This is a genomic window from Streptomyces sp. NBC_01508, from assembly GCF_045040315.1.
In the GTDB taxonomy this organism is placed as follows: domain Bacteria; phylum Actinomycetota; class Actinomycetes; order Streptomycetales; family Streptomycetaceae; genus Streptomyces.
In genome coordinates, this window is record NZ_CP109419.1 from 5,200,236 (window position 1) to 5,223,688 (window position 23,453).

The 23,453-nt window shown below is 70.1% G+C and carries 25 protein-coding genes and 1 pseudogene; 12 read left to right on the top strand and 14 right to left on the bottom strand.

The window, feature by feature from the left end; all coding sequences use genetic code 11:
• Positions 1-88: 88 nt before the first annotated feature.
• Both OG700_RS24290 and OG700_RS24295 read right to left on the bottom strand, forming a co-directional pair.
• A complete protein-coding gene (locus OG700_RS24290) occupies positions 89-1,477 on the bottom strand; it encodes a hypothetical protein (protein WP_405616955.1) in 1,389 nt (462 codons plus the stop codon).
• 252 nt (positions 1,478-1,729) lie between these two features.
• Entirely contained in the window at positions 1,730-3,451 is a 1,722-nt protein-coding gene (locus tag OG700_RS24295; RefSeq protein WP_405616957.1) for a dolichyl-phosphate-mannose--protein mannosyltransferase, read from the bottom strand.
• Between the two features lie 142 nt (positions 3,452-3,593).
• Between OG700_RS24295 and rsmI the strand changes: the two genes are divergently transcribed.
• From rsmI to OG700_RS24325, 6 genes are all read left to right on the top strand, one after another.
• Positions 3,594-4,508, top strand: a complete 915-nt coding sequence (gene rsmI / locus OG700_RS24300) for a 16S rRNA (cytidine(1402)-2'-O)-methyltransferase (protein WP_405616959.1) — start codon at positions 3,594-3,596, stop codon at positions 4,506-4,508.
• A gap of 128 nt (positions 4,509-4,636) precedes the next feature.
• A complete protein-coding gene (locus OG700_RS24305) occupies positions 4,637-5,122 on the top strand; it encodes a hypothetical protein (protein WP_405616961.1) in 486 nt (161 codons plus the stop codon).
• A gap of 43 nt (positions 5,123-5,165) precedes the next feature.
• Positions 5,166-6,077, top strand: a complete 912-nt coding sequence (locus OG700_RS24310; RefSeq protein ID WP_405616963.1) for a TatD family hydrolase — start codon at positions 5,166-5,168, stop codon at positions 6,075-6,077.
• Between the two features lie 258 nt (positions 6,078-6,335).
• A complete protein-coding gene (locus OG700_RS24315; RefSeq protein WP_405621925.1) occupies positions 6,336-7,544 on the top strand; it encodes a ubiquitin-like domain-containing protein in 1,209 nt (402 codons plus the stop codon).
• An 83-nt stretch (positions 7,545-7,627) separates the two neighbouring features.
• Positions 7,628-8,473 carry a 16S rRNA (adenine(1518)-N(6)/adenine(1519)-N(6))-dimethyltransferase RsmA gene (gene rsmA / locus OG700_RS24320; RefSeq protein ID WP_405621927.1) on the top strand — a complete coding sequence of 282 codons (846 nt, stop codon included), beginning with the start codon at positions 7,628-7,630 and terminating at the stop codon, positions 8,471-8,473.
• Positions 8,474-8,490: 17 nt separating this feature from the next.
• Entirely contained in the window at positions 8,491-9,414 is a 924-nt protein-coding gene (locus OG700_RS24325; protein WP_405621929.1) for a 4-(cytidine 5'-diphospho)-2-C-methyl-D-erythritol kinase, read from the top strand.
• Positions 9,415-9,505: 91 nt separating this feature from the next.
• On the opposite strand, the gene OG700_RS24330 is transcribed toward OG700_RS24325, so the two are convergent.
• Together OG700_RS24330 and OG700_RS24335 are read right to left on the bottom strand one after the other, a co-directional pair.
• Positions 9,506-9,970: a GNAT family N-acetyltransferase gene (locus tag OG700_RS24330; protein WP_405616965.1), complete on the bottom strand. Its 465-nt coding sequence runs from the start codon at positions 9,968-9,970 to the stop codon at positions 9,506-9,508.
• Positions 9,971-9,990: 20 nt separating this feature from the next.
• Entirely contained in the window at positions 9,991-10,734 is a 744-nt protein-coding gene (locus tag OG700_RS24335; RefSeq protein ID WP_405616967.1) for a hypothetical protein, read from the bottom strand.
• 392 nt (positions 10,735-11,126) lie between these two features.
• On the opposite strand from OG700_RS24335, the gene OG700_RS24340 reads away from it, so the two are divergent.
• The gene (locus tag OG700_RS24340) at positions 11,127-11,873 is read left to right on the top strand and encodes an alpha/beta fold hydrolase (RefSeq protein ID WP_405616969.1); all 747 of its coding nucleotides are present in this window, start codon (positions 11,127-11,129) and stop codon (positions 11,871-11,873) included.
• Between the two features lie 69 nt (positions 11,874-11,942).
• Here the strand turns inward: OG700_RS24340 and OG700_RS24345 are convergent, their stop codons facing one another.
• Both OG700_RS24345 and OG700_RS24350 read right to left on the bottom strand, forming a co-directional pair.
• Positions 11,943-12,896, bottom strand: a complete 954-nt coding sequence (locus tag OG700_RS24345) for a WD40 repeat domain-containing protein (RefSeq protein WP_405616971.1) — start codon at positions 12,894-12,896, stop codon at positions 11,943-11,945.
• Positions 12,897-12,979: 83 nt separating this feature from the next.
• A complete protein-coding gene (locus tag OG700_RS24350) occupies positions 12,980-13,420 on the bottom strand; it encodes a DUF6086 family protein (RefSeq protein ID WP_405616973.1) in 441 nt (146 codons plus the stop codon).
• Between the two features lie 226 nt (positions 13,421-13,646).
• On the opposite strand from OG700_RS24350, the gene OG700_RS24355 reads away from it, so the two are divergent.
• The 3 genes from OG700_RS24355 to OG700_RS24365 all read left to right on the top strand — a co-directional run bounded on the left by OG700_RS24355 (position 13,647) and on the right by OG700_RS24365 (position 15,103).
• Positions 13,647-13,850, top strand: coding sequence for a hypothetical protein (locus OG700_RS24355; RefSeq protein WP_405616975.1), 204 nt, complete (start codon positions 13,647-13,649; stop codon positions 13,848-13,850).
• A 21-nt stretch (positions 13,851-13,871) separates the two neighbouring features.
• Positions 13,872-14,657, top strand: a complete 786-nt coding sequence (locus OG700_RS24360; protein WP_405616977.1) for a hypothetical protein — start codon at positions 13,872-13,874, stop codon at positions 14,655-14,657.
• A gap of 104 nt (positions 14,658-14,761) precedes the next feature.
• The gene (locus OG700_RS24365) at positions 14,762-15,103 is read left to right on the top strand and encodes a hypothetical protein (RefSeq protein ID WP_405616979.1); all 342 of its coding nucleotides are present in this window, start codon (positions 14,762-14,764) and stop codon (positions 15,101-15,103) included.
• A 260-nt stretch (positions 15,104-15,363) separates the two neighbouring features.
• Here the strand turns inward: OG700_RS24365 and OG700_RS24370 are convergent, their stop codons facing one another.
• The 5 genes and pseudogenes from OG700_RS24370 to OG700_RS24390 all read right to left on the bottom strand — a co-directional run.
• Positions 15,364-15,564 carry a DUF397 domain-containing protein gene (locus tag OG700_RS24370; protein WP_405616981.1) on the bottom strand — a complete coding sequence of 67 codons (201 nt, stop codon included), beginning with the start codon at positions 15,562-15,564 and terminating at the stop codon, positions 15,364-15,366.
• Positions 15,565-15,609: 45 nt separating this feature from the next.
• Positions 15,610-15,990, bottom strand: a complete 381-nt coding sequence (locus tag OG700_RS24375) for a hypothetical protein (protein ID WP_405616983.1) — start codon at positions 15,988-15,990, stop codon at positions 15,610-15,612.
• A 292-nt stretch (positions 15,991-16,282) separates the two neighbouring features.
• Positions 16,283-16,483: a DUF397 domain-containing protein gene (locus tag OG700_RS24380; protein WP_405616985.1), complete on the bottom strand. Its 201-nt coding sequence runs from the start codon at positions 16,481-16,483 to the stop codon at positions 16,283-16,285.
• A 9-nt stretch (positions 16,484-16,492) separates the two neighbouring features.
• Positions 16,493-17,107: a DUF5753 domain-containing protein gene (locus OG700_RS24385; protein ID WP_405621931.1), complete on the bottom strand. Its 615-nt coding sequence runs from the start codon at positions 17,105-17,107 to the stop codon at positions 16,493-16,495.
• A gap of 21 nt (positions 17,108-17,128) precedes the next feature.
• A pseudogene (locus tag OG700_RS24390) lies at positions 17,129-17,341 on the bottom strand (helix-turn-helix domain-containing protein); the annotation flags it as partial.
• Positions 17,342-17,563: 222 nt separating this feature from the next.
• Between OG700_RS24390 and OG700_RS24395 the strand changes: the two are divergent.
• The gene (locus OG700_RS24395; protein ID WP_405616988.1) at positions 17,564-18,079 is read left to right on the top strand and encodes an ATP-binding protein; all 516 of its coding nucleotides are present in this window, start codon (positions 17,564-17,566) and stop codon (positions 18,077-18,079) included.
• A 533-nt stretch (positions 18,080-18,612) separates the two neighbouring features.
• Here the strand turns inward: OG700_RS24395 and OG700_RS24400 are convergent.
• The 3 genes from OG700_RS24400 to OG700_RS24410 form a co-directional block, all read right to left on the bottom strand.
• Positions 18,613-18,813 (bottom strand): DUF397 domain-containing protein, encoded by a 201-nt coding sequence (locus OG700_RS24400; RefSeq protein WP_405616990.1) that lies wholly within the window; start codon positions 18,811-18,813, stop codon positions 18,613-18,615.
• Between the two features lie 292 nt (positions 18,814-19,105).
• Positions 19,106-19,681, bottom strand: a complete 576-nt coding sequence (locus OG700_RS24405; protein WP_405616992.1) for a GNAT family N-acetyltransferase — start codon at positions 19,679-19,681, stop codon at positions 19,106-19,108.
• 135 nt (positions 19,682-19,816) lie between these two features.
• Positions 19,817-20,977, bottom strand: a complete 1,161-nt coding sequence (locus OG700_RS24410; protein ID WP_405616994.1) for a PQQ-dependent sugar dehydrogenase — start codon at positions 20,975-20,977, stop codon at positions 19,817-19,819.
• Positions 20,978-21,459: 482 nt separating this feature from the next.
• On the opposite strand from OG700_RS24410, the gene OG700_RS24415 reads away from it, so the two are divergent.
• A complete protein-coding gene (locus OG700_RS24415) occupies positions 21,460-23,301 on the top strand; it encodes an ABC-F family ATP-binding cassette domain-containing protein (RefSeq protein WP_405616996.1) in 1,842 nt (613 codons plus the stop codon).
• Positions 23,302-23,453: the final 152 nt, after the last annotated feature.

Consider the following 23,453-nt stretch of genomic DNA (forward strand, 5'->3'; position numbering starts at 1 on the left):
CGCGCGACGCGACGGACTCCGCGTGCGGTGATCCGCCGGACAGAACCCAGGGCCGCGACCGGTTGGTCCTCGATCGCCGTACGGACCGCTAAGCCGACCGGCGCCGCGAGCGTCTGAACCAGGAACGCCAGGAACGCCGAGTTCGGCGCCGATCGGAAGTGACGGCGTCCGGGGCGGACAGCCGCAGTGATATTCGGCGGCGCGCGACCAGGCCGGCGGCGATCAGCAGCAGGAATGGCAACCAGGCGATCGCGTAGGCGACACCGTAGTGGTTGAGGTCCAGGATCGACCGGCGGGGGTCCACGTCGCTGCTGTTGACGCCGAAGAACGCGAGCAGTAGCGCGGGCGGGAGCGCGAAGACCGAGCCGGCGGCGATCACCGCGGCCAGCACCCGGTCGCGGCCCTCGGCGTACTCCTGGGACGCCGTCTCCAGGTCGACGCGTCGCGTCGCGAGAACGGCGTTCACGCGCTCGACGATGCGGGACGTGTTGTCCAGCGCGTCCGCCAGCGCCGAGACGCCGCGCAGCGACGAGTGGAAGCCCTCCACCAGCAGCTCCGGGATGAGAATCGTGTCGGCGTACGTCTCGACGCTGAAGCTCAGGTCGAGCTGGAGATCGCTGAGCCGGCGCGAGAGCCGCGCGACCAGGGCGCGGGCATCGTCCGTCGTCTCGACCACTGCGGCCCGGTCGAGCTCCAGCGCCTCGAACGCCTGTAGCCGGATGCGGTGCACGGCCGCGACCGCGTTGAGGATGCCGGCCGCGGCCAGCCCGAACGCGTTCTCCACCGGTGGCGCGTAGCCGACGATCAATGACACACCCCTGCCGTGCGCGACCATGGTCTGGCCGGGGTTGTTCAGCGTCTCCGGCCGGCGTATGCCGAGGGTGGCGCCGGTGCCGTCGTCCAGCGTGCCGCGCAGCACGATCGTCACCACGTCCTGGCCGACCGCGTCGCCGGGCACGTGCTCGGCCAGCAGCCCTCGTGCGAGCGCCGCTCCAGGAAAGACGCTCTGGTGGACGTTGCGGCCGAACTTGAGCGGCGGCTGGTCGGCGGGCCGGGCCGGCACGCCGTACGCGCGCAGACGTCCGTCGAGCCACTCGGCCAGCGGCGCCCCGCCGACGCGCGTCGCGGAGCGGTCCTGCCAGGTGGCATAGAGAGTGTCGGCGATCACGTCCGCGTCGTCCGCGATTTCGACGTCCACAAAGAGCAGCGGGTCCCAGCGGGGCGTGACGGCCAGGGTGATCGCCGCACCGTCGACCCGGGCCGCGCTCGGCGGCAGCGTGATCTCGGGGGCGCGCTCGTGCAGCACCAGCCGTGGCAGCAGCCGCCCGGCGGCCTCGACATGGGCGGCGAACCGGCCGAGGTCAAGCGCCTCGGTCAGCGGGCGGAGCATGTTGTCGGGCACCCGCACCTGCGGTGTGAGGTTGTACATCAACAGCAGGCGTGTATGAGCCCTGACCGCTGTATCGGGCCGTGGCACGACTTCCCCCTTCGGCTGACTCGCGTGGGGCAGCAGCCTAGTGCTCGACTGCTCGTTGACGAGGCGGTAACCGCTCGCTCAACTCCACCACCTGAAAAGGCAGTTCGGGCCGCGCAGTGTCCTGACCCTGGCCACGTCGGCGTCGCGCCCTGAGAGGACGGCGTGTTCCAGGGCGAGTTGGTTCAAGCCCATCCGGCGATTGAGGACGAGCACGGCCCACGAGCCGCCCGACCGGCCGAGCGTTCCCGCGCCCTACACCCAGGTGTCGAACCACATCCGGTCCTGCCACTCCCCGATGGGGATCGTCTGCCCCGTGTAGATCGGCCAGAAGTAGATGAAGTTCCACACGATCAGCAGGACCAGCACCCCCGCCCCCACCGCGCCGATCGTCCTGCGTCTCTCGTCCGAGCCCGCCGGGCCCACCATCGCGCCGATCATCATCGCCACCGCCAGGCACAGGAACGGGACGAAGACCACCGCGTAGAAGAGGAAGATCGTGCGTTCCTGGTAGAAGAACCACGGCACCCAGCCCGCCGCGATCGCGCAGGCGATGGCGCCCGCGCGCCAGTCGCGGCGGAAGAACCAGCGCCACAGCACGTACAGGATCGCGAAGCACGCCGCCCACCAGAGCAGGGGGGTGCCGAGCGCCAGGACCTCCTGGGCGCACTTGTCCGCCGGGGCCGCCGTGCAGCCCTGCGTGCCGCCCCTCGGGTCCTCGTAGAAGTACGAGACCGGGCGGCCCAGGACGATCCAGCTCCACGGGTTGGACTGGTAGGTGTGCCCGGAGGTCAGGTTGACGTGGAAGCTGTAGACCTCGGTCTCGTAGTGCCACAGGCTGCGCAGCCAGTCCGGCAGCCAGGACCAGATCCCGCCCTTGCCCTCGGTGGCGGCCCAGTTCCGGAAGTAGCCCTTGTCGCTGACGATCCAGCCGGTCCAGGACGCGACGTAGGTGACGATCGCCACCGGGACCGTCGAGACGAAGGCCGGCAGCAGGTCGCGCTTGAGTACGGCGAGATACGGGTTCACGGCGCCGGCGGTGCGCCGCGCGCCCACGTCCCACAGGACCGTGAGCAGCCCGAACGCGGCCAGGATGTAGAGGCCGTTCCACTTCGTCGCGAAGGCCAGCCCCAGCATCAGGCCGGCCGCGATACGCCACGGCCGCAAGCCGAGCCGCAGCCCCCCGGCGACGGCGACGTCCGGCCGCAGCACCCCCTCCGCGTCCACCGGCAGCGCGTCGGCGAACCGCCGTCTCGCCCAGTCCCTGTCCAGCAGCAGACAGCCGAACGCGGCCAGCACGAAGAACATCAGCACCAGGTCGAGCAGTGCCGTGCGGCTCATCACGAAGTGCAGTCCGTCGACGGTGAGCAGCCCGCCCGCCAGACACCCCAGGAACGTCGAACGGAACAGCCGGCGGCCGATACGGCACAGCATCAGTACGGAGAGCGTGCCGAGCACGGCCACCATGAAGCGCCAGCCGAACGGGTCGAAGCCGAACATCAGCTCGCCGAGCCCGATGACCCACTTGCCCACCGGCGGGTGCACCACATACCCGGGGTCGACCGGCACCGGGACCTGCGAGGGGTCGGTCAGGATCAGCTTGTCGACGTCCTTGGGCCAGCTCCCCTCGTACCCCTGCTTGACGAGCGCCCACGCGTCCTTCGCGTAGTACGTCTCGTCGAATATCACCGCCTTGGGGCTGCCCAGGTGCCAGAACCGCATCAGCCCCGCGACCAGCGCCACCAGCAGCGGACCGATCCACGCCGACCAGCGGGTCAGCCGGCCGGCGACGAGCGGCGGCACGGCGAGCATGATCCACAGGCGTTCGGACGGCTCCGTGTAGGGCGGGACCAGCCGCTCGCGCAGCCCGATCACGGGTCTCGGCGCATAGCCGAACCGCCGCAGCCGCTGGGGCCATGACGGCGGTCTTTCCTCGGCGTCCCGACCCTGGAGGGCTTCCGGCGCAGTACTGGTCACCGCGCCATCGTAGGGAACGCGACTGTGTGACGTGGGCACACGTCCGCGGACACGGCTGCGGACCGGGGGTGCGGCGGCGGTGGGCCGGGGGTGCGAAGGCGGCCGGACACGGCGTGCGGGCCGCCCTGCGAGGATGGCGTACGTGACTACTGTGCCCTCCCGCGGAACGGCCCCCGCAGCCCCGACCGGCGTCCTCGTCCTCGCCGGGACCCCCATCGGCGACACCTCCGACGCCCCGCCGCGCCTCGCCTCCGAGCTGGCGACCGCGGACGTCGTCGCCGCCGAGGACACCCGGCGGCTGCGCAGGCTCACCCAGGCGCTCGGCGTGCGGACCACGGGCCGGGTGGTGTCGTACTTCGAGGGCAACGAGAGCGCCCGTACCCCCGAACTCGTCGAGGCGCTGGCCGGCGGCGCCCGCGTGCTGCTCGTGACGGACGCCGGGATGCCGTCCGTCTCCGACCCCGGCTACCGCCTCGTGGCCGCCGCCGTCGAACGCGACATCAAGGTGACCGCGGTGCCGGGCCCGTCCGCCGTGCTGACCGCGCTGGCGCTGTCCGGGCTGCCCGTCGACCGCTTCTGCTTCGAGGGATTCCTGCCGCGCAAGGCGGGCGAGCGGCTGGGCAGGCTCCGCGAGGTCGCCGGCGAGCGCCGCACCCTCGTCTACTTCGAGGCGCCGCACCGGCTGGACGACACCCTCGCGGCGATGGCCGAGGTCTTCGGCCCCGGGCGCCGGGCCGCCGTCTGCCGTGAGCTGACGAAGACGTACGAAGAGGTGAAGCGCGGCGGCGTGGGCGAACTGGCCGTGTGGGCGGCCGACGGCGTGCGCGGGGAGATCACCGTCGTCGTGGAGGGGGCGCCGGAAAGCGCGCCCGTGACGGATCCGGCGGAGCTGGTGCGCCGGGTGGGGGTGCGGGAGGAGGCGGGGGAGCGGCGGAAGGAGGCCATCGCCGCGGTCGCCTTGGAAGCGGGGGTTCCCAAGCGCGAGGTGTTCGATGCGGTCGTGGCGGCAAAGAATGCCGCCCTGAAAAGCCCTGGTGACGGTAAAGGACTATCTTGAAAAGCAAAGCGCGGACCGCTTCCCGGGCCCTTTCGGCATGAGGAGGCCAAGAGCCTGCCATTAATCGACAGCGCTGATGCGCTCCCGGCCGAATAGGCGTCCACTGGATCGAGTGGAGAGGAGCTGGCATGAGTGAGATCACGGGCAACGCCGTCGCCCACGAGGCATATGCGTTCTGCTGCATGCGATGCGGTCACGGCTGGGAACAGGCGTACGACATAGAACACCACACGGACGGTTCGGGTCAGCAGTACGTCGTGTACAAGGCGGACGGACTGCGGGTGCCTTCGCCGCTGTCGAGTCCCACCTGCCTCAACTGCGGACACCACGTCGTGCGCATCATGCGCTCGGGTCAGGTGTCCTCGGTGCGCGCCCTCAGCCAGCAGTGGGACTACACCAGGACGCCCAGGGAGCCGAAAGCGCCCAAGGAACCCAAGGCTCCCAAGGCGCAGAGGGCTCCCAAGGCGCACAGGACGGCGAAGCCGGCCAAGCCGGTACCCGTGACGGACGAGGCGGGCGGGGCGGCCGTGGCGGCCGTCGCCGAGGGCGCGCGTGCGAAGGCGCACCACCACTGGCACCTCTCGGATCTCCTGCACCCTTTCCACCGCAAGTAGCCGCCCGGCACCCGGCGGGCACGGTCCTCGTACGATCGTCCCCATGAGTCCCAAGAGCGCCAACAGCACAAAAGGCGCCACGCGCGCCACGCGCGCCGATGAAGCGCCGCCGGCACCCGAACCGTTGCGGGTGCCGGTCGCGGATTCGCACACCCACCTGGACATGCAGAGCGGCACCGTCGAGGACGCTCTCGCCAAGGCGGCCTCCGTAGGAGTGCCGATCGTCGTCCAGGTGGGCTGTGACGTGAAGGGGTCCCGCTGGGCGGCCGACACCGCCGCCGCGCACGGGTCCGTGCACGCGGCGGTCGCGCTGCACCCCAACGAGGCGCCGCGCATCGTGCACGGCGACCCGGACGGCTGGTCGCGCCAGGGGGCGCGGGAGGCGGGCGGGGACGCGGCCCTGGACGACGCGCTCGCCGAGATCGACCGGCTGGCCGCGCTGCCGCACGTGAAGGCGGTCGGCGAGACCGGGCTCGACTTCTTCCGTACGGGTCCCGAGGGCATGGCCGCGCAGGAACGCTCGTTCCGCGCGCATATCGAGATCGCCAAACGGCACGGAAAAGCGCTCGTCATCCACGACCGCGACGCGCACGCCGACGTGTTGCGCGTCCTGGCCGACGAAGGCGCGCCGGAACGCACCGTTTTCCACTGTTATTCGGGCGACGCGGAAATGGCCGAAATCTGCGCCGCCGCAGGCTACTTCATGTCCTTCGCGGGAAATATGACGTTCAAGAACGCGCGTCCGCTGCGGGAGGCGTTGGTCGTCGCTCCGCCCGAACTCGTTCTGGTCGAGACGGACGCGCCTTTTCTGACGCCCGTTCCGTACCGAGGACGGCCCAATGCGCCGTATTTGATTCCGGTCACGGTGCGTGCGATGGCGGAGGTGCGCGGGATCGACGAGGACGCGATGGCGACGGCGATTTCGGCCAACACGGCGCGCGCTTTCGGGTACTGAGCCGGGTGGTCCCATGCGGGCAGGTGGATTCGACGCCCACTCGAACAGTCACGTCACGTAGTCGCGTTGCTTTGGAGAGTGACCGCCGCTCCGCTAGTGTCCGCCGGGCATCGGGGGCCGGACCGGATTTGTGGAGCGTCGAGCGTCGTGAGCAATGCGCAGGGCAGTCACCGTGCCGGACGCGGCGGGCATCGCGTCGCCGCGTGGCCGTACCCCGAACCGGCGCCCACCGTGGCCTGGTTCGACCCCACCGAAGCGCTGGTACCGCACCAGCAGCCACCACCTCCGGCCGTCCATGCGGGCACGCCGGAGCCCGCGCCGGAGCCCGCGCCGCAGCCCGCGCCGGACCCCGCCCCCGGCCGTGCTTCCTCCCGCACCCCCTCCCGCCGCCGGATCGTTCCGCAGGCCCTCGTCGTCGCCTTCCTGGCCGGCGGCACCTCCGCGTTCGTCGCCAGCGACAAGGAGGTCGAGCTGAGCGTCGACGGCACCCCGCGCACGCTCCACACCTTCGCCGACGACGTGGCCGAACTCCTGCACGACGAAGGCGTGAAGATCGGCGAGCACGACCTCGTCGCCCCCGGCCACGGCGCCGAACTCACCAACGGCGACGCGGTCGTCGTCCGCCACGGCCGCCCCGTCATGCTCACCGTCGACGGCCGGCGCCGGCAGATCTGGACGACCGCCGACACCGTCGAGGGCGCGCTGCGCCAACTCGGCGTCCGCGCGGAGGGCGCGCTCCTGTCCGTCTCGCGCTCGTCCGCGATCCCGCGCGGCGGACTCGCCCTCGACGTCCTGACGGAACGCACCGTGACGTTCATGGCCGACGGGCGCGAGCGCACCATCCGTACGAACGCCGCGACCGTACGCGAGGCCCTGGCCCACGCCGGACTCACCCTGCGCGGCGAGGACACCACCTCGGTGCGGCCCGACAGCTTCCCGCGCGACGGCCAGACGATCACCGTGATGCGTATCACCAGCAGTGAGATCGTCCGCGACGAGGCGATCCCGTACGGCACCGAACGCACCCGCGACGCCTCGCTCTTCACCGGCACGGAGGTCGTCACACGCCAGGGCGAGCAGGGCACACGCCGGATCACGTACGCCGTGCGCGCCGTCAACGGTGTGAAGCGGAAGCCCCGCAGGATCGCCGAGCGGATCGTCCGCGCGCCCGTCACCGAGCGCGTCAGCGTCGGTACGAAGCAGCGCCCGGCCTCCGTCGCGGGCGCCGACGGCCTCGACTGGGCCGCGCTCGCCGCCTGTGAGTCGGGCGGCCGGCCGGACGCGGTCGACCCCTCGGGGACGTACGGCGGGCTGTATCAGTTCGACACCGGCACCTGGCAGGCGCTCGGCGGCAGCGGACGTCCGCAGGACGCGTCGGCGGGCGAGCAGACGTTCCGGGCGAAGAAGCTCTATGTGCAAAGGGGGGCGAGTCCGTGGCCGCACTGCGGCCGTAGGCTGCACGGGTGAGCACCACAGAGCCCCCCGAAGTTCCCGACGACGCCCCCGAAGTCCCCGACGACGCCTCCGGCGCGCCCCATGCCCCCGACGCCCTGCTCGGCCCCGCGGACATCCGCGAGCTGGCCGCGGCCCTGGGCGTACGCCCCACGAAGCAGCGCGGCCAGAACTTCGTCATCGACGCCAACACGGTCCGCCGGATCGTCCGCACGGCCGGCGTACGGCCCGACGACGTGGTCGTGGAGGTGGGTCCCGGGCTCGGCTCGCTGACACTGGCGCTGCTGGAGGCGGCCGACCATGTGACGGCCGTCGAGATCGACGACATCCTCGCCGCCGCGCTGCCGCGCACCATCGAGGCCCGGATGCCGGCCCGCGCCGACCGCTTCTCGCTGGTGCACGCCGACGCGATGCGGGTACGCGAGCTGCCGGGGCCGACGCCCACGGCGCTGGTGGCGAACCTTCCGTACAACGTCGCCGTGCCCGTCCTGCTCCACATGCTGGAGCACTTCCCGACGATCGAGCGCACCCTGATCATGGTCCAGGCGGAGGTCGCCGACCGGCTCGCGGCGGCCCCGGGCAACAAGGTGTACGGCGTGCCGTCGGTGAAGGCCAACTGGTACGCGGAGGTCAAGCGGGCGGGTGCCATCGGCCGCAACGTGTTCTGGCCCGCGCCGAACGTCGACTCGGGCCTCGTCTCGCTCGTCCGGCGCGCGAAGCCGCTCACCACCACCGCGTCGCGTACCGAGGTCTTCGCGGTCGTGGACGCGGCGTTCGCACAGCGCCGCAAGACGCTGCGGGCGGCGCTCGCGGGCTGGGCCGGATCGGCCCCGGCGGCGGAGGCGGCGCTGGTCGCGGCGGGAATCTCGCCGCGGGCGCGGGGGGAGTCGCTGACGGTGGAGGAGTTCGCACGGATCGCGGAATCGAAGGGGGCGGTGGCGTGAGTGACACCGAGGCACGTATCCAGGGTGCGGTGACCGTACGGGTCCCGGCCAAGGTCAACGTCCAGCTGGCGGTGGGCGCGGCGCGCCCCGACGGGTTCCACGACCTCGCCAACGTCTTTCTGGCGGTGGGCCTTTACGACGAGATCACCGTGACCCCGGCCGATGAACTGCGCGTCACCTGCGCGGGACCGGACGCGCACCAGGTCCCGCTGGACACGACGAACCTCGCGGCACGGGCGGCGATCGCGCTCGCGGAGCGCCACGGGATCGAACCGCGCGTCCATATCCACATCGACAAGGACATCCCCGTCGCGGGCGGCATGGCCGGCGGCAGCGCGGACGGCGCGGGCGCGCTGCTGGCCTGCGACGCGCTCTGGTCGCTGGGCTCGTCAGAGGCCGAACTGCTCGCCATCTGCGCCGAGTTGGGCAGCGATGTACCGTTCAGCCTGCTGGGCGGCGCGGCGCTCGGCGTCGGGCGCGGGGAGCGGCTGACGCCGCTGGCCGTCGGCGGCACGTTCCACTGGGTGTTCGCGGTCGCCGACGGGGGGCTGTCGACCCCGGCGGTGTACGCGGAGTTCGACCGCCTCACGTCGGCGGCCGACACCCCGGCCCCCGCCGATCCCGTCGCCGAGCCCGCCGCCGATCCCGCCCTGCTCGCGGCCCTGCGCACGGGCGACGCGACGGCGTTGGCGGCCACCCTCACCAACGACCTCCAGCCCGCCGCCCTTTCGCTGCGCCCGTCCCTCGCGACGACGCTCGCCACGGGCACGTCGGCGGGCGCGCTGGCGGCCCTGGTCTCGGGCTCGGGCCCGACGACCGCGTTCCTGACGAAGGACGAGGAGTCGGCGGCGACGGTGGCCGAGGCGCTGCTGGCATCGGGCAACTGCCTTACGGCAAGGGTGACTTCGGCACCGGCGGCGGGTGCTCGGGTGGTGTCCTGACCGGCCGTGACTACCGGGGAGCCTCGCGTACGTGCTGGTGCCCGTCCAGGGGGAACGGCGGCCGGGCGGGCAAGGTCCGGCGGGACAGCCCTTACGCGTAACCGGTCTTCTCCGCGACGCGGCAGGAGGCGACGTTGTCGATCTGGTGGAGCAGGTCGAGCCGCGTGACCCCGTCGAGGGTGCCGAACGCCCAACCCGTCAGGGCCTGAAGGGCGCGCGGCGCGATCCCCCGCCCGCGCGCCTCGGCGGAGGTCCAGTACCCGACCTCGGGACAATCGCCTTGCCCCGTACCCCGTTTGACGGCGACGTTGGCCACGAGCCGGTCCTCTTCCAGTACGGCGAAACTGAACCGTTCCCCGCTCCGCCACCCGTCCCACTGAATCTCCAGCCACCGCGCGGCGTCCTCAACTCCCGTGATGGGCAGCAGAGTTCCCTTCCGGACGGCCGGGTCGCGGTAGATGTCGACGAGCGGCTGGATGTCGCCGATGTCCCAGGGGCGCAGGACGAGCGCGGGGCGCCCGGCGGGGGTGGGATCGACGTGCGGTTCGACGGTCAACGGCGCTCCTACTCGTACTGCTAATGACTCTGCATGTGCTCGGGGATCTCCGGGTCCAGGCCGGCCACCTCGGCGGATGTCAGGGTCTCAGCGGCCGGAGGAGGCGTGGCCCGCACGGGCTTGCCGAAGCCCGAGATGTCGAGTTCGAAGGGCTCGTCGTCGATCTCGAACTCGACGCGCAGCGGGACGGGATCTCCCTCCACCGGCACATAGACGGTCACCTCATCGCCCTCCGGCTGCTGCACCAGCCCCACCACCCGCTTGCCGGCCCTCGTCTCGGGGTTGCGCGGCTTGACCTTGTCCACCGAATCGGGCACTTCGGCGAATGCGCTGTCCGGATCACACAGCTTCCGTTGCGGATTCTCCGCCACCTCTGCCGCTGATGACTCGATGTACTTTCCGCGAGCCTTCTTCGCGGCCTTGTCGTGGAGGGCGACCGCGTCCGGGCCGACCTGCCCGGCGATCCCGCGCCAATTGGCCAGAAGGGCGTCGTCGTAGCGATGCCACACCCGCTCGCCGCCCACGTGGATGAACTCGATGGCGCCGTTATCCGCGAAATCGAGGGTGCCGACGCAGTTGCCCTCCCGGTCCGCCTGGAAGTCGATGTTGGCCATCGACAGGTAGCGACCGTTCATCTGGACCGTGTCGTACCCCTTCAGGGTCTTCAGCGCCGAAGACATCCGCTCGGCATCACTCCCGCCCGCCCCCGCCGGGGACTTGTCATCCTCCGCCCCTGCGCCACCGCACCCGGCCAGCCCGGTCACGCCCACTCCCAGGACCACGATCGCGCACAGCACCGCTGTGTGCCGTCTTCGCTTCCCCATCCCAACACCCCTTTCTTCTAAAGAGACTTGCTTGTGGCGCGAAGGCTATCCCGGCCCCGCGCCGGACCCGCGGCACCCCCGTAGCCCCTCCACCACCGCACGCCCCGCCCCGCCGATCGCCGTGTCCAGGTCCGGGCGGTGCGTGGAGAGGGACGTGGCGCGGGTGAAGAGGCTGAGCTTGTGAACGGCGGAGATCTCCGCCCCTCGGATGCGCCGGGGACCCGGCGGCGCCCGAGGTGTGGACGAAGCCGTGGTCGCAGGCCAGGGCGCTGCCGGTCGCGGCGTCTTCCACGCGGCCACCTCCTGTCAGACCCCTGCGCTACGTTCTCGGCATGACGCGATTCGTACTGGTGGCCGGTGCGCGGTTGGGCTCGTGGGCGTGGGACGAGGTGGTGCCCGACCTGCGGGCGGCCGGGCACCACACCCACGCGCTGACGCTGTCGGGGCTCGCCGACAGACGGCATGAGCGGCTGGACGCGCCCATCGGGCAGCAGACGCACGTGCGCGACATCGTCGACGCCGTCGAGCGCCTCGACCTGCGCGATGTCGTCCTGGTCGGCCACAGCTACTCGGGCATCCCGGTCGGCCAGGCCGCCGAGCGCATCGGTGACCGGCTGACCCGCGTGGTGTTCGTCGACTCGAACGTGCCGGTGGACGGCGGGTCGTTCCTCTCCGCCTGGCCCGAGGGCCGGGCGGAGGTGGAGGCGTCGATCGCCGAGAACGGCGGCTTCTGGCCGGTCGTGGCCGCGGATCAGTACGACGGCCAGGGCCTCACGGACGAGCAGATCGCCCGCATCGTGTCCGGCACGACACCGCACCCGGGCGCGACCCTGACCGAACCGGCCAGGCTGGACGGCCCACTTGACGACCTTCCGGCGACGTACGTCAAATGCCTGCTGGACTGGCCGGAGCCGAGCCCCGACGTGGCCGAGCTGCTGAAGAGCGAGCACTGGCGGCTGGTGGAGATGGACACGGGCCACTGGCCGATGTTCTCGCAGCCGCACGAACTGGCCCGGATCCTGCTCCGCGCCGCCGCTGCCGGGGGCGAGCAGCCACCCGAGCAGCCACTTGGACAGTGAAGATCACCACCTGCGGCTTGCGGCCTGCGGCTGGACTGCGGGGGACGGCGGAACTTGCGGAACTGCGGACTATCGGACCAGGTCGGACTCGTCCCAGATCCGCAGTACGCCGTCGCTCCCCGAGGTGACGAGTGCCTGACGGCCGTCGACGGCCGTCGTCTCCATCGCCGTGACACCGTGCTCGCGCGTGTCGACGTGTCCGGCCTCCGTCCCGTCGACGGCGGACCACATCCGCAGCGAGCCCGGGTGCGCGGTGAGCACCAGCGGCATTCCGCCGACCGTCGTGACAGCCAATGTGTCCGACGCCTCTGTGCCGACGGCCAGTTCGTACAGCGGCTCGTCCGCTTCGGAATCAAGGTCCCAGGCGCACAGATCGCCCTCTTCGGTGAGCGCGAGAATCGCCGTACGCTCCGCGAGCGCGCAGGCCGCCACGGCCCACACCCGCCCGTCGTACGGAGTGAAGGAGGCGATCCTGGCGAGGGTCGCGGCGTCCCACACCTCGGTTTCCGACCCGCCGGCCAGGATCAGTGAGCGGCCACCGACCCGCGCTTCGCCGAGGCAGGACGATTGGCCCATTTCGCCCAGTACCGTGTCCGTGCCGTCCGGTGACCAGAGCCGCACCTCCTCCGAGTACTGCTGCGCGGTGACGAAGGTGCCGTCGAGCGCGATCACATCGGCGAGGTAGGCACCGTTGAGCGGTGTCCGCCAAAGGAGTTCACCGGTGCCGAGATCCCAGAGTGCCGGTTCCTGTTCGTCTCCGCCGGCCGCCAACAGGAGCTTGCCGTCGACGGAGAGCGCGGCGACCATGTCGATGCTGTTCTCGGCATCCGGGTACTCCGCCATGACCGGATCCGCCGCGTGCGCGTACGAAAGGGGCCGCGCCAGCCATTCCCCGGTCGACGCAGACCACGTCCACACCCCGCCCCACTTGTCCAGGCAGACGATCAGGGAACTTCCCTCGTGGTGGACGACGGAGAAGTCGCTGATCAGGAAATCACCGGGAATCCTCGTGCTCATGAGCATCCGGAGAGTGTAGTTTCCGCTCAGCCGTCGACGGCCTCCAGGGCGCTCCGCTCGATCCCGCACGCCGTACGCGCTCACTCCGGTCACCGGGGCATGCGCCGCCCCAACTCCAGTGCCCTCTCCCGCAGTCCCGCACCCCAGGCCCCGGCGTCGGCCGGAGCGGACATCCCCGCGACGGAGGAAACCCGCGCGCCGTCGAGCGGGTCCTCCGGGATGGCCCCGAGCCGCGCCCAATCGACCCTGATCCCGGCGCGCCCGGCAAGCACGAGCACGGTGGCGGTGAAGTCTCCGGAGAGCGCGAGCGATATGGCGTGGTGCGTTCGCCGGTGCCGCGCCAGCAGAGCGTTCACGAAGGTCTCGAAGGCGGCCGGGTCGATCTGGCACTCGTCGTTCTCCATCGGCCCGATGCCCGAAGCGAGTTCCACCTCTGCCTCGAAGACGGCCACTTGGCGCTGGAACAGTTGAGACGCCCCATTGGACGGGTTCCACAGTGTCTCTTCGCCCAGATCAAAGTACTGGCTCATCGCGGCACACCTCTCAGCTGACCATGACAGGCCAGCGTATCCAGCCGGGTGATCGCCTTCGTCGGTGCTACGTCCTGCCCGGCGGCGCGCGGCGCCCGGTGCCCAGCGCCCGGAGTCCGCGGTCCGCGGTCCGGCCGGGACACAGTCCGCTCGGCTCGCACTCTGGAGAATGTTGTGTAGCGCCGGTTGCGTTCAGCACGGCGGACAAGCCGACAAGAAGGGGGAGTTGGCGGCTGGCTGCCGCTTCGACGGCCTGGTGACCTACTACGAGCGCCAGGGCTTCACACCTGCCGGACCGCTTCGCCGGATCGACCGCCCACCGCTTCTCGCGGAGGTGAGTGACCTCGATCAACTGCGAGTGGCGCATCTCGTCGTACGCCCCGAAGCCGACGCCGCGTGGGGCAACGCTCGCCTCTCGACGGAGCTTTGAGGGTGCGGCCAGGCCCGCTCCGTGGCACGAGTTGTCAGTCGCCGATGCGATGCTGATGCCGACAATTCCGCTCGCAGTGATCAAGTGGGGTTTCCGATGAGTGAGCAATCGGCGTCCGTCGCGCCTCCGGTCCGCTTCGACACGGCTTGGTGCGCCACCGGCCTCGGCGACTACCGTGCTTGCCGTTTCACCTACGAGTACTACTCCTACGAGAGCCTGCCGCCGCTTGACTCCGACCGGTTCACGGGCGCCTTTCGATGGCTCGGGGACCTCGGCGAACCCATCCCGCATCAGGTCACGAGGCTCGATGGCCTTGCCAAGGAGCTGTCCGCCAGGGGCCTCACGTTGCCGCCGGATTTCGTCACGTTCCAGACCGGCGCGAATCTGCACGGCTCGCTGGACAAGGTCTCGGCAACTGGTTGTTGGACGAACATCTCGGATCCGCTGCCCAGCCCGGTCGAGCCCGGCGCCTACCTCGTGCGGTTCCTCCAGGATCAGCAGGACTGCGTCACCTGGTACCTCTACCTGCGCCCGTCGAGCGAGGCGTTCGTGGTGCACTCCGAGATCGACTACGAGTACGAGTACGAGGCACGGCGTGAGGGGGAAGAGTCAGGGGCCGATCTTGACGATGCGGAGAAACAGAGGGCCGCGCTCCTGTGGTGTGCTCCGTCGTTCGAGGAGTTCGCCTATCGGTTCTGGATTGAGAACCGTCTCTGGCATGCGACCAACGGCGGTGGATCGCCACAGCTCGAACCGCGGCTGCGGGACTACTTGGAGCACTACGCGCCGCCTGCGGCTTCCACCTGAGCGCGTACAGGTTCGCCAAGTCCGCGATCACCCAAGCCCGCGATCACCCAGGACCGCGTCCTGGACCAGCGATGATGTCGGTCCGGGATGAGATCGTTTCCCGCATGGCCGACGCAGACCAAGCAGAGACCGACGTTGAGCATGCCGTCATCGCTCGCTACCGCCTGGCCGATGGTGGCCTCGGCGGGCAGAGCCAACGGGAGGTCGTCCGCCAGGCCCAGTCCCTGCTGACCGAGGCGATCGCGCATGCCGACGTCGGCGCGTTCGACGGAAACGAGTACGGAGGCGGCGAGGTGGTCCTCTACGCTTACGGGCCGGACGCCGACGCACTCTTCGCTGCGATGGCGCCCATCCTGCACGACCTGCCGTTCCGCCCGGCGCACGCCGTCTTGCGCTACGGCTCGGTCGATGACCCATCGGCTGCCGGGCGTCGAGTGGATCTCTGACGAGACGAGTACTACCCGATCGTCCACAAGGATCCCTATCGTGCGCCCCCGCCGACGGCGCCGCGCGACCTGCGACCGTCAGGGCGGGGCGTGGCACCTGCTGGTCGCCCTGGCCCAACCGCATCGAGGCCGCGGTTGGAGTGCGGGCGCGCGCACCGTCTGCGCTGCCAGGCCCCGGCGGGGGCTTGTTCCGGCTTGGCCGGGGCGGTCTCCGCGGGGGTGTGGTGTGCAGGTCACTGCCGTGTGAGTGGCGGGTGTGGTCAGATCAGGTGGTCGAACTCGCCGGCCTTCACGCCGAGGAGGAAGGCGCGCAGTTTGTCGCGGTCGGTGGTGACGATCGTGTCGGGTGCGTCGCTCTCGCGGAGGAGGATCTGGCCGTCGACGTGGGCCAGTTCGACGCACTTGATCTCGGCGTCGGAGCCCGAGTAGGACGACTTCTGCCAGTTGATGGTGCTGGTCATGAGGGCGGCTCGCATTCTGTCAGTGATGTGAAGCGCTGGTTGCGTTCAGCGCGGTACCAGGGGGAGTTGGCGCGCGTCAGGGGTGTGGAACGCGTGGTACGGGCGGACCGTCCACTCCAGCCAGGTGCGGTGGTGGCTGAGCGAGAACCCGCAGGGTTCGCCCCGGTGCAGGGCGGCGACGGCTCCGACGCAGCCGCCGCCCTCGGCCCAACTGAGGGCGCGTTGACGCTCCTTGGGTGGGAGCGTGCACATGAGGGTGCGGACGGACGACCGGATCTGTCGGATGGCCTCGGCGGGGGTACGGGTGGAGCGGCGTTCGATCCTCTCGACGTCCGAGCCCGCGGCGGTGAGCGAACGGTATGTGACGTGCTCGTACCAGTAGCGGATTTCGGTATCCGGGCATGGCGAGGCTGCGGGCTGGTGCATGGATGGGCCTTCCGCCGAGGCGTGAGGTGCGGAGTTGTCCCCGCCTGCCGCCGGCATGACGGGCGGACGGCGGGGACAACCCTTCGGGCCTCTCCCCGACCGGGCCAAGGGCAGGGGGAGGTATGTCGCCACGGGGCCTGACCTGCCGAGGTGGCCAGACCGGGTTGCGACGCATGGTGACGTTAGCGTGACAGGTAGGAGTGTCGCAATGGTGGGACGTCCCAAAGGTGCGCCCCGATACGGGGAGCGCCCCCCACCTGCGTAGGTGGGGGGCGCTCGCGGTGCGTGTTGGCTAGATCAGGTGGTCGAACTCGCCGGCCTTGACTTCTAGGAGGAAGGCGCGCAGCTTCTCGCGACTTGTGGTGAAAACCGTGTCCGGTGCGTCGCTCTCACGCATCATGATCTGCCCGTCGGCGGCGGCCAGTTCGACGCAGTTCGGGCTGTCGTCGGCTCCCGAGAATGAAGACTTCTGCCAATTGATGTGGTCGGTCATGCCACTGACTCACATTCCCTGTGCGATGTGTTGGATGAATTTGCTCGACTCGTCGGCGTCAAGTGAAATGGTCACGAGTGAGTCGAGTAGCGCCCGATAGCGGGCGAGTTGAGCCTCGGCGTCCAGGTGGCCGCCGTCAAACGCGCTGTCAATCTGGACGGTGTCCAATTGCGGGATCGCGGAGCCTGCGTAGAGCATGGAGTGAACGGATCCGGTGATCTGTGTGTCGAACGGGATGATACGGATCGTCACGCTCGGCCAGTGTGACGCTTCGTGCAGGAAGGTGAGCTGCGCTCGCATGACGTCCACCGGGCTGTACCTCATGCGCAACGCCGCCTCGTGAATGATCGCCTCGAACTTCGGCGGGTTCGGGCGGTCAAAGATTTCACGGCGCCGGACGCGGTGCTCAACGCGTGCGTTGATGTCGGCTGTTGGCAGGTTCGTCACGCCGCTCGTGATCAGTTCGCGTGCGTATGCGGCAGTCTGGAAAAGCCCCGGAACATTCAGCATCTGAATGGCGCGCAGATAGGTCGCGTGGTGTTCCAGTTCTGCCAGGTCCAGGAATCCGGGCGGAAGGACTCCTCGATACTCTTCCCACCACCCCTTTCCGCGTTCTTCGGCCATGTTTGCCAGGGTGTCAACAAGGTGTCTGTCTGTCGCCGAACAATGTGCGGCGATGCGCCGCACGCGTTCCGCGCTGACCCCGTACCTGCCGGACTCCAGGTGGCTGACTTGGGCTCGTTCCCCGCCCAGGAACGCCGCGAGCTGGCTTCCGGACATTCCTGCCCGTTCGCGCAGCTTCCGCAGTTCGGTCCCGACACGCTTCTGTCGGGCTGTCGGACAGGCCCTCGGCGGCATGGACCCCTCCCTCTTCTGGTGCGTATGAGTGTGCCGTCCCACTGTGTCACCGGTCCACCCATACGAGTGCGACTGCCGTCACACTGTTGCACCGTCCCACGGTTGTGCCCTAAATTCTGGATCGCGCCGCACCGTGTCTGCCGACCCGAAGTGCAGCCGCTTCAGCGGCCGTTGCCACGCATGGCGCTGCGCGCAACCCAGCCCCGCGTAGGGAGACACGACATGCCCCCCATGACACCCCCCACCCTCGCCACCCCCACCGCCCCCACGCCCCCACACGGCGGTGAGACCTACCGACTCACCGTCCCCAACACCGCCCACGCCCCCCGCCTCGCCCGGGACTTCATCAGCACGCTCCTCCACGTCAGCGGCTACACCCCCCTCGTGGACGACGCCCGCCTCTGCGTCACCGAGCTGGTCACCAACGCCCATCGGCACACCCGCACCCGGCTCATCCGGGTCGAGGCCGTCGTCAATCGGAAGCAGGCCACCGTGTACGTCTGCGACAGCAACCCCTGGGCACTGCCCGTACCGGGCGGGGTGAGCCTCGGAGCCGTACGAAATGTTGGACAAAGTGCCGCACCAGAGGACGGGCAGGGGCTCCGGCTCGTCGAGAGTCTTGCCCGGGCCTGGGGGCTCACCATCTACGGGGGACGGGAACCCGACTACAAGGCCGTCTGGTTCACCCTTGCCCGCGGGGGCGCCCCCGGTCCCGGCGGTGCGGGCGTCGCCGCGTGACGAACCGCCCCGCCACCGGCGACTTCGCGTGGGATTTTCTCCTTGCCGCCGCCGGCCTCGCCGCACTCGCCATGGTGCTGGTACGGGAGAGGTCCCGGCTCCCGGGATGGGGCCGGAGAGCAGTTCGGGTCCGGTGCCGAGGCTGCGGCACCGGGTCACCCGACCCGTGTCCGGCAGGAGTTACGCCGGGTCGGTGCGGGAGACGGCGCCGATGGCGAGTACGCGCAGCTCGCCGTCGCCGTCCTGGACGGAGGCGATGACTTCGCCGTTGGTGACGCCGAGGCTGGCCTACTGCGCGCGGGTTGTGTAGCGCCGGTTGCGTTCAGCGCGGCGGACAAGCCGGTAAGAAGGGGGAGTTGGCGCCTCGTGGGCGTACGAATCACGTCGTACGGGTGCACGGTCCACTCCACCCGTGCGCCGCGGTGGAGCGGCGTGGGCCGGCAGGCCCCGGCGGAGACTTGGACCGGCTCGGCCGGGGCGGTCTCCGCCGGGGTGTGGTGCGCAGGCCGCTGCCGTGCGAGTGGCGGGTGTGGTCAGACCAGGTGGTCGAACTCGCCGGCCTTCACGCCGAGGAGGAAGGCGCGCAGCTTGTCGCGGTCGGTGGTGACGATCGTGTCCGGGGCGTCGCTCTCGCGGAGGAGGATCTGGCCGTCGACGTGGGCCAGTTCGACGCACTTGATCTCGGCGTCGGAGCCCGAGTAGGACGACTTCTGCCAGTTGATGGTGCTGGTCATGACGGTGGCTCGCATTCTGTGACGAGGGGGGAGTTGGCGCGCTTCAGCCAGGTGCTGGTGCTGCGGTGGCTGGGCGAGAACCCGCGGGGTTCGCCCCGGTGCGGCCCGGCTGAGGGCGCGTTGGCGCTCTTGGGGTGGGAGCGTGTCCAACAGCCGGGTCTGGCGGATCGCCTCGGCGGGGGTGCGGGCGCGGTGGCGTTGCCCGGGGGCGGTGAGCGAACGGTACGTGACGTGCTCGTACCAGTAGCGGATTTCCGTATCCGGGCATGGCGAAGCCGCGGGCCGGCGTGGGTCAGAGAGCGGGGGGCCCGGCCTTGAACGAGTGCAGGTCGGCCGCCGCGAGGGTCTGCTCCGCGTCGAAGGCCTCGAAAGTGTCCACGGGCCGGAAGCCGAGACGGGTGGCGAGCTTGAGGGAACGCTCGTTGGCCGTCTGGGTCACCGCCAGGACCGGCTGATCGGGCAGTTCGCCGGCGGCGGCGCGCAGCACGGCCGTGGCGGCCTCGAACGCCAGCCCCGCACCCCAGCTTCCGTGCCGGAGCAGGTAGGTCAGCTCCAGTTCCCCGCCTTCCTCGGTGACGTGGCCGGGGACGTCGGCGGAGCGGCGGTCGAGTACGAGGGTCCCGAGGAGCTGGTCGGTTTCCTTGTCGGCGATGACGTACGTGCCGGGCGCGCCCGCGATGGCGCTGATGCCGTACGCGTCGAAGTACTGCTGGACGACTTCACGAGGCCGCGGGCCGCCGAGGTGGGCACGGACCTGTGGGTCGGTCTGGAGCTCGATGAGGCCGTCGACATCGGCGTCGTGCGCCTTGCGCAGCCGGAGCCGGTCGGTGGTGAGTTCAGTGGTGGACAGCGTGGGGAGTGCGTTCATGGGATCCATTGTCGCGGTCTTTCGGATCGCGCCATCACTTCCGAGCGCCGTTCGAACTGACAAGCGGGAGAGTGGGGCGGGCGGCCCGGTGCCGAGGCTGCGGCACCGGGTCACCCGACCCGTGTCCGGCAGGAGTTACGCCGGGTCGATGCGGGAGATGGCGCCGCCGATGGCGAGTACGTACAGTTCGCCGTCGCCGTCCTGGACGAAGGAGATGACTTCGCCGTTGGTGACGCCGAGGTCGCTCTGGCCGGTCACTTTGCCGTTCTTCATCTTCAGGGTGCGTACGGTGCCGTCGCAGTAGTCGCTGTACAGGTACTGGCCCTTGAGGGCCGGGATGGCGTCGCCGCGGTAGACGTAGCCGCCGGTGACGGAGCAGCCGAGGCCGGTGCGGTCGTACTCGTGGACCGGCCGGGTGTGGTTCGCGGGTTCCGTGCCGCCCCGGAAGGGGTGGGTTCCCTCCATCGAGGACCAGCCGTAGTTCTCGCCGCCCCCGCTCTTGCCGGAGGCCCAGTCGATCTCCTCCCAGTCGCTCTGGCCGACGTCACCGATCAGCATGTCGCCGGTGCCCGAGTCGAAGGAGAACCGCCAGGGGTTGCGCAGCCCGTACGCCCAGATCTCGTCCTTGGCGTTGGGGTCGTTCACGAACGGGTTGCCCTTCGGGATCGTGTAGGGCTTGCCGGTGTGCTTGCCGCCGGTGGGGTCGATGCGCAGGATCTTGCCGAGCAGGGTGTCGAGGTTCTGCCCGTTGCCGTGCGGGTCGCCGCCCGCGCCGCCGTCGCCGAACGCGATGTAGAGGTAGCCATCGGGGCCGATCTTGATGTCGCCGCCGTTGTGGTTGTTGTACGGCTGCGTCTGGGTCAGGACCGTGCGCCGGGTGTGCGGCTGGAGCCTGCCGTGCCGCAGGGCGATCTCGTCGATGGTGCTGGTGCCTTGGAGATCCGTGTACGAGAGGTAGAGGTGTGCGAACTTCTTGTCGAACGCGACGCCCAGCAGGCCGCGTTCACCGTCGGTGGTGGTCTCGGCGGAGATATCGAGCACGGGTTTGCTGAGCCCTTGATCGGTCAGGACCCGTACGGTGCCCGCGCGTTCGGCGATCCAGACCGTGCCACGGGGGCCGGCGGTGCCGGCGATGGGGTTCTGGGCGGTGGCCACTTGGGTGAGCGCCACCGCGGCCGCCGGGCGCGGGCCGCGGGGCTCGTCCGCGTACGCCGTGGTCAGTACGAGGGAGGCGACGAGGGAGGCGGCGAGGGAGATGGTGCCGATGATCGCCGAGCTTCTGGTGCGAAATTTCACCGTGACTCCTAGAGGCGGCGAATGGGGGACCCGGCTGCTCGGGCAGTCGTACGGGTGTTGCCCGGCGCCAACACGCAACCTGGGTGGGGGACTTGTGTGTCGCTGGCCACGGGTGAGGATACAGAGACAGGACGGTTTGGCCTAGACCAATACCGTCCGGCTGCCTGCGCGTGGACCCGCCGGGCGAACTGGCGGAGTGTCAGTGGGGGGTGGTTGCTGCTTCTGGCGAACGGCCTGATCGCCGACGCGCTGCGGCGCACGAAGGAATATCTCGGGACGCGGGAAGCGGGACGCGGGAAGCGGTCGGCGCCTGACGCCCGGACCGTCCGCGTGCCATGCCACGCCATGTCACGCCGTGCCGTATGCCCGGCAGCCCCGGCGCCCCGGCCCGCCGCCGACCACCACCCGGACCGCCCCGACACGCCACCCCCGGCGCCGACTACCCTGGGCAGTCGATCCATCCGTCCCGTAGCAGGAGTGAAATGGCCGTCAATCTGGTCAATGTCGAGGCAGTCACCAAGGTGTACGGCACCCGTGCGCTGCTCGACGGTGTCTCTCTCGGCGTCTCCGAGGGAGACCGGATCGGGGTCGTCGGGCGCAACGGGGACGGCAAGACCACCCTCATCCGGATGCTCGCCAAGCTGGAGGAGGCCGACACCGGGCGCGTCACGCACAGTGGCGGGCTGCGGCTCGGGGTGCTCACGCAGCATGATTCGCTCGATCCCGAGGCCACCGTCCGGCACGAGGTCATCGGGGATCTCGCCGATCACGAGTGGGCCGGCAACGCCAAGATCCGCGATGTGCTCACCGGGCTGTTCGGCGGGCTCGACATGGCCGGGTTCCCGCAGGGGCTGGACACCGTCATCGGGCCGCTGTCCGGTGGCGAGCGGCGCCGGATCGCGCTCGCGAAGCTGCTCATCGCCGAGCAGGACGTGATCGTCCTCGACGAGCCCACCAACCACCTCGACGTCGAGGGCATCTCCTGGCTCGCCAGACATCTGCGCGAGCGGCGTTCCGCGCTCGTCGTCGTGACCCACGACCGGTGGTTCCTGGACCAGGTCTGTACGCGGATGTGGGATGTGCAGCGCGGCGCGGTGCACGAGTACGAGGGCGGCTACTCCGACTACGTCTTCGCCCGCGCCGAGCGCGAGCGCATCGCCGCCACCGAGGAGTCCAAGCGGCAGAACCTGGTGCGCAAGGAGCTGGCGTGGCTGCGGCGCGGCCCGCCGGCCCGTACCTCCAAGCCGCGCTACCGCATCGAGGCCGCCAACGAACTGATCGCGGACGTGCCGCCGCCGCGCGACAACTCGTCGCTGATGAAGTTCGCCAACGCGCGCCTCGGCAAGACGGTCTTCGACCTGGAGGACGTGACCGTCCAGGCCGGGCCGAAGGTGCTGCTCAAGCATCTGACCTGGCAGCTCGGCCCCGGCGACCGGATCGGTCTCGTCGGTGTCAACGGCGCGGGCAAGACCTCCCTGCTGCGCGCGCTCGCGGACGCGGCCCGTACGCAGGGCGAAGTCCAGCCCGAGGCCGGGAAGGTGATCGTCGGCCGGACCGTCAAGCTGGCGTACCTGTCGCAGGAGGTCAGCGAACTCAAGCCCACGCTGCGGGTGCTGGAAGCCGTGCAGCAGGTGCGCGACCGGGTCGACCTCGGTACGGGGCGGGAGATGACCGCCGGGCAGCTCTGCGAGCAGTTCGGCTTCGCCAAGGACAAGCAGTGGACGCCCGTCGGTGACCTCTCCGGTGGTGAGCGGCGCAGGCTCCAGATCCTGCGGCTGCTGATGGACGAGCCCAACGTGCTGTTCCTGGACGAGCCGACGAACGACCTCGACATCGAGACGCTCACCCAGCTCGAAGACCTCCTCGACGGCTGGCCCGGTTCGATGGTCGTCATCAGCCACGACCGGTTCTTCGTCGAGCGGACGACGGACAAGGTGTACGCGCTCCTCGGCGACGCGAGCCTGCGCCATCTGCCGCGCGGTATCGACGAGTACCTGGAGCGGCGGCGCAAGGTCGTCGAGTCGGCGCCGGCGTCCGCCCCGGCGCGCTCGGGCGGTAAGCCGTCCGGCACGTCGTCCGGTACGTCGGCACCGGCCGCACCCGCCGCGTCCGCGAAGGACAACCGCGCCGCGAAGAAGGAACTCCAGCGCATCGAGCGGCAGCTCGACAAGATGTCCACGCGCGAGACCGCACTTCACGGACAGATCGCCGAAAGCGCCACAGAATTCGACAAAGTGGCGAAACTCGACAGCGAGCTCCGTGAACTCGTCGCGCAGCGGGACGAGTTGGAGATGCGCTGGATGGAGCTGGCCGAGGACGTGTAGCGCTCCCGTACAGACCGCGTAACAACAGCATCACGGGCCGGTCCTCCCTTGGGAACAGGGGAGGACCGGCCCGTCCCGTACAAGGGTGCGAGTGATACAAAGAAGGCCCGCTCGACTGACGTGACACTGCGGATTCCCAAGCCCGAATCGCT